Consider the following 4228-nt stretch of genomic DNA (forward strand, 5'->3'; position numbering starts at 1 on the left):
GCGCGCCGGGCTGACGCTGCCGCCGCGCAACAAGCCATGACCGGTTGGCTCGCGCTGTTTGCCGCGGGCCTGATGGAGATCGTCTGGGCGCTGGGCCTGAAGCATTCCGAGGGCTTCACCCGGTTCTGGCCCGCGGTCGTGACCTTGGCCGCGATCCTGGCCAGCTTCGGCCTGATGAGCATCGCGCTGAAATCGCTGCCGTTCGGCACCGCCTATGCGGTGTGGACCGGAATCGGCGCCGCCGGCAGCATCGTGGTCGGGATGACGCTGTACGGTGAGCCGGCCAGCAGCGTGCGAGTGCTGTGCCTGTCGATGATCGTGGCCGGCATGATCGGGCTGAAGCTCAGCACGCCCGCCTGAACCGTCGGCGGCCCGACCAAGGCGGCGATTGACAAAGCAGGCCCGCTTCCATTTGATCGCGCCCGTTCAGGTGTGCCGGGAATCGTCCGGCACAGGGAAGCCGGTGCGGGCCAAAGCTTATGGCCGCAAACCCAAATCCGGCGCTGCGCCCGCAACTGTGAGCGGCGAGCGATCCTTCAATCAGCCACTGGGCGGCACTTGCCCGGGAAGGCGAAGGATCGCGACGACCCGTGAGCCAGGAGACCGGCCTGAGCACGTCATCTTCCACCGTGCGGCGCGCGCGGCTGGAGCGGTCCGCCGCACAGGTGACAGGATGCTGCTCACCGGCCGGAGACCGCCATGACCGATCTCGTTCTGCCCGCTTCTTCCGATGGATTCCGCTTCCGCCTGATCGCCGTGCTCGGCGGGCTGGTGCTGGCCAACATAGCCGCCTGGGCCTGGGCGCTGACCGCCTTCGCGGGCGAGCCGGTGCTGATCGGCACCGCGGTGCTGGCCTACAGCCTCGGCCTCCGCCACGCGCTCGATGCCGACCATATCGCAGCGATCGACAACGTCACCCGCAAGCTGATGCAGGAGGGCAAGCGGCCGGTCGCGGTCGGGCTGTTCTTCGCACTCGGCCATTCCACCGTGGTGCTGGTGGCGTCGCTGGCAATCGCGATCGCGGCCAATTCGCTGACCGAGCGATTCTCGGGCTATCGCGAAATCGGCGGGGTGATCGGCACCTCGGCATCGGCGCTGTTTCTGTTCGCGATCGCCATCGCCAATCTGTCGGTGCTGAGCGGCGTGTATCGCGCGTTCAAGAAGGCCAAGGCCGGCGAGATCGTGCACGACGACGACATCAACGAGCTACTGCAGCAGCGCGGCTGGCTGGCGCGGCTGTTCCGGCCGCTGTTCCGCTTCGTCTCCAAGAGCTGGCAGCTGTTTCCGATCGGGCTGTTGTTCGCGCTCGGCTTCGAGACCGCTAGCGAGATCAGCCTGTTCGGACTGGCCGCCAACGCCTCCGGCAACATTTCGCACTGGTCGATCCTGGTGTTTCCGGCGCTGTTTGCCGCCGGCATGACCCTGGTCGACACCCTCGACGGCGTGCTGATGCTCGGCGCCTATGGCTGGGCGTATCGCAACCCGATCCGTAAGCTTTACTACAACATGACCATCACCACCGTGTCGGTGCTGGTCGCACTGCTGATCGGCGGCATCGAGACGCTCGGGCTGCTGGCCGGGCGCTTCCATCTCGAAGGCGCCTTCTGGGAGTGGATCGAAGAGCTCAACTCCAATTTCGGCGCGCTCGGCTACGGCATCGTGGCGCTGTTCGTGGCGAGCTGGATCGTCTCCACCATCATCTATCGCCTCAACGGCTATCACCGGCTCGACCAGGCCGCCGCGACCGTGCAGAAATGAGCGCGGTATGACCCGACGTTCCGGACCGAATTCGCGCGCAGCGGCCGTTACCGCTGCGCTCGCGGTGCTCGTGGCCCTGCTGGCGATCGGATCGCTCGCGGTGGGACCGGTCAAGCTGTCGCCGCTCACCGTGGTACAGGCGCTGGTCGGGCTCGGTGGCGAGGTGCAGCAGATCATCGTGCAAGAGATCCGGCTGCCGCGCACCATCCTGGCGCTGGCGATCGGCGGCATTCTGGGCCTGTCCGGCGCGGCGCTGCAGGGCCTGCTCCGTAACCCGCTGGCGTCGCCGTCGCTGTTCGGCGCGCCGCAATCGGCCGCGTTCGGCGCGGTGCTGATCATCTCGCTCGGGCTCGCCGACGTCCGCTCCTTCGCACTGCCGGTGGCGGCGATTACGATGGCATTCGTGTCGGTGTTCGTGCTGCTGGCGATCGCCGGGCGTAACGCCAGCCTGCTGCTGCTGATCCTCGCAGGGCTGGCGATCTCCGCGCTCGCCGGCGCCGCCACCGCGCTGGTGATGAACCTGTCGGCCAATCCGTTCGCCAGCCTGGAAATCGCATTCTGGCTGCTGGGCTCGCTGGAAGACCGCAGCTTCCGTCACGTCGTCTTGGCGCTGCCGTTCATCGTCGCCGGCGGCGTACTGCTGTTCAGCCAGCGCGCCGCGTTCCGCGCCCTCAGCCTCGGCGAAGAGACCGCGCAGAGTCTTGGCATCGACGTCGGCCGGCTGCGACTGATCGTAATCGCCGGCACCGCGCTCGGCGTCGGCGGCGCCGTCTCGGTGTCGGGCACGATCGGCTTCATCGGCCTGGTCGCGCCGCATCTGGTGCGCCCCTTGATCGGCCACGATCCCGCCCGCGTGCTGCTGCCGAGCGCGCTTGCCGGCGCGGCGCTGCTGCTCGCCGCCGACATCGCGGTGCGGCTGATCCCGGCCAGCACCGACATCAAGGTCGGGGTGCTGACCTCGATCATCGGCGTGCCGTTCTTCCTTTATCTGATCGTGCGCGAACGCCGCGCGCTCGGTGGAGGCGTCGCATGAGTGCCGCCTTCCTCACCGCGCGCGACCTCGCCGTCTCGCTCTCCGGCCGCGAGGTGCTGCGCGGGGTGTCGCTGTCACTGACGCGCGGGCATCTGGTGGCACTGGTCGGCCCGAACGGCGCCGGCAAGACCACACTGCTGCGCGCCCTCGCCGGCTTGGTCGAGGCCCAAGGCGAGATCACCATCGGCGGCGAGGCGCTGGCGACGATGCCGCTGCGCGAGCGCGCCAAGCGGTTCGGCTATCTGCCGCAGGGCCATCTGGTGCATTGGCCGCTGCCGGTGCGCGACGTCGTCGCGCTCGGCCGGTTTCCGCATGGCGCCACCGACCCGGCCTGGCTGTCGTCGCATGACGCCGAGGCGGTGGCGCGGGCGATGGCGGAGACCGATGTCACGCAGTTCGCGGACCGCATTGTCACCGAACTGTCCGGCGGCGAACGCAGCCGCGTCGCGCTTGCCCGGGTGCTGGCGGTCGAGGCGCCGGTGGTGCTCGCCGACGAGCCGACCGCCTCGCTCGACCCGCGCTACCAGCTCGACGTGATGCAGACCTTGCGAACCACCGCCGACGCCGGCACGCTGGTGATCGTCGTCACCCACGATCTCGGCCTCGCTGCACGCTTTGCCGATACCGTGCTGGTGATGGCCAGCGGCCGGCTCGCCGCCCATGGCGCGCCGAGCGAAGCCTTGTCGGACGAGATCATGCAGCAGGTGTTTCGCGTCAGCGCCTACCGAGCACAGTATCAGGACACTGGCGTGATCCTGCCGTGGTCCGGAACCTGACGGTGCCGCCACTACAGCGGTGCAGCGAGCGCGGCGGCGAGTCGATCGAGCCCGGCGGTATCGGCAGGCAGGCCGAACCTGAGCAGATCGTCCGCCCAGTCGAACCTGCGACACCAGATCCGCTGCTGCGCCAAAACCTCATGCAACCGATGCGCCTCGGGGTGACGCGCCAGCCGGAACAGCGGTGTGCCGCCGACGGTGTCGAGGCCGGCGCCGCGCAGCACCTCGTCGAGCCGCGCCGCCTGTTCGCGCAGCTCGTCGCGCGTCTCGATCGCCCAGGCCTGATCGCGCAGCGCCGCAGCGCCGATCCGCAGCGCCGGCCCGGAGCAACTCCATGGCCCGAGCGCCAGCGCGATCCGCCTCGCAATCACCTCACCCGCGATAGCAAACCCGAGACGCACGCCGGCAAGGCCATAGAACTTTCCGAACGAGCGCAGCACGACGATCGGCAGCTCGGGCGTCAGCACGGCCGCAGTGAAAGACGGATCGACATCGGCAAAAGCTTCGTCGATCACCAGCCAACCGCCACGTCGGCGCAGCTGCGCGGCTGCACGGCGCAAGGTCTCGGGTTCGACGATGCGGCCATCGGGATTGTTCGGACTCACCACCACCGCGTGGCGAGCCTGTTCGGGAATCTCGTCGAGCGACGCCATGCCGACAA

General features: G+C 68.7%; 5 protein-coding genes and 1 riboswitch. Of the genes, 4 read left to right on the top strand and 1 reads right to left on the bottom strand.

The annotated features are described in order from the left end of the window. Nucleotides 1-36 precede the first annotated feature (36 nt). The 4 genes from DYI24_RS22250 to DYI24_RS22265 all read left to right on the top strand — a co-directional run bounded on the left by DYI24_RS22250 (nucleotide 37) and on the right by DYI24_RS22265 (nucleotide 3567). Nucleotides 37-360 carry a DMT family transporter gene (locus tag DYI24_RS22250; RefSeq protein ID WP_164573880.1) on the top strand — a complete coding sequence of 108 codons (324 nt, stop codon included), beginning with the start codon at nucleotides 37-39 and terminating at the stop codon, nucleotides 358-360. Nucleotides 361-411: 51 nt separating this feature from the next. Next, nucleotides 412-626, top strand: a riboswitch (cobalamin riboswitch). A 73-nt stretch (nucleotides 627-699) separates the two neighbouring features. Further along, nucleotides 700-1758 carry a HoxN/HupN/NixA family nickel/cobalt transporter gene (locus DYI24_RS22255; protein WP_107342909.1) on the top strand — a complete coding sequence of 353 codons (1059 nt, stop codon included), beginning with the start codon at nucleotides 700-702 and terminating at the stop codon, nucleotides 1756-1758. Between the two features lie 7 nt (nucleotides 1759-1765). After that, the gene (locus tag DYI24_RS22260; RefSeq protein WP_107342908.1) at nucleotides 1766-2791 is read left to right on the top strand and encodes a FecCD family ABC transporter permease; all 1026 of its coding nucleotides are present in this window, start codon (nucleotides 1766-1768) and stop codon (nucleotides 2789-2791) included. Continuing rightward, nucleotides 2788-3567 carry an ABC transporter ATP-binding protein gene (locus DYI24_RS22265; protein WP_164573881.1) on the top strand — a complete coding sequence of 260 codons (780 nt, stop codon included), beginning with the start codon at nucleotides 2788-2790 and terminating at the stop codon, nucleotides 3565-3567. Before DYI24_RS22260 ends, DYI24_RS22265 begins: the two co-directional genes overlap by 4 nt. An 11-nt stretch (nucleotides 3568-3578) precedes the next feature. On the opposite strand, the gene DYI24_RS22270 is transcribed toward DYI24_RS22265, so the two are convergent. Next, nucleotides 3579-4228 (bottom strand): aminotransferase class I/II-fold pyridoxal phosphate-dependent enzyme (locus DYI24_RS22270; protein ID WP_164573882.1); only part of this gene is annotated, 650 nt, incomplete at its 5' end.

The organism is Rhodopseudomonas sp. BR0C11 (assembly GCF_010820945.1).
GTDB lineage: Bacteria > Pseudomonadota > Alphaproteobacteria > Rhizobiales > Xanthobacteraceae > Rhodopseudomonas > Rhodopseudomonas palustris_H.

What these genes read in the sequence shown, in the direction of transcription:
- DYI24_RS22250 (WP_164573880.1), top strand. Translation starts at nt 37, where the DNA reads ATGACCGGTTGGCTCGCGCTGTTTGCCGCGGGCCTGATGGAGATCGTC.
- DYI24_RS22255 (WP_107342909.1), top strand. Translation starts at nt 700, where the DNA reads ATGACCGATCTCGTTCTGCCCGCTTCTTCCGATGGATTCCGCTTCCGC.
- DYI24_RS22260 (WP_107342908.1), top strand. Translation starts at nt 1,766, where the DNA reads ATGACCCGACGTTCCGGACCGAATTCGCGCGCAGCGGCCGTTACCGCT.
- DYI24_RS22265 (WP_164573881.1), top strand. Translation starts at nt 2,788, where the DNA reads ATGAGTGCCGCCTTCCTCACCGCGCGCGACCTCGCCGTCTCGCTCTCC.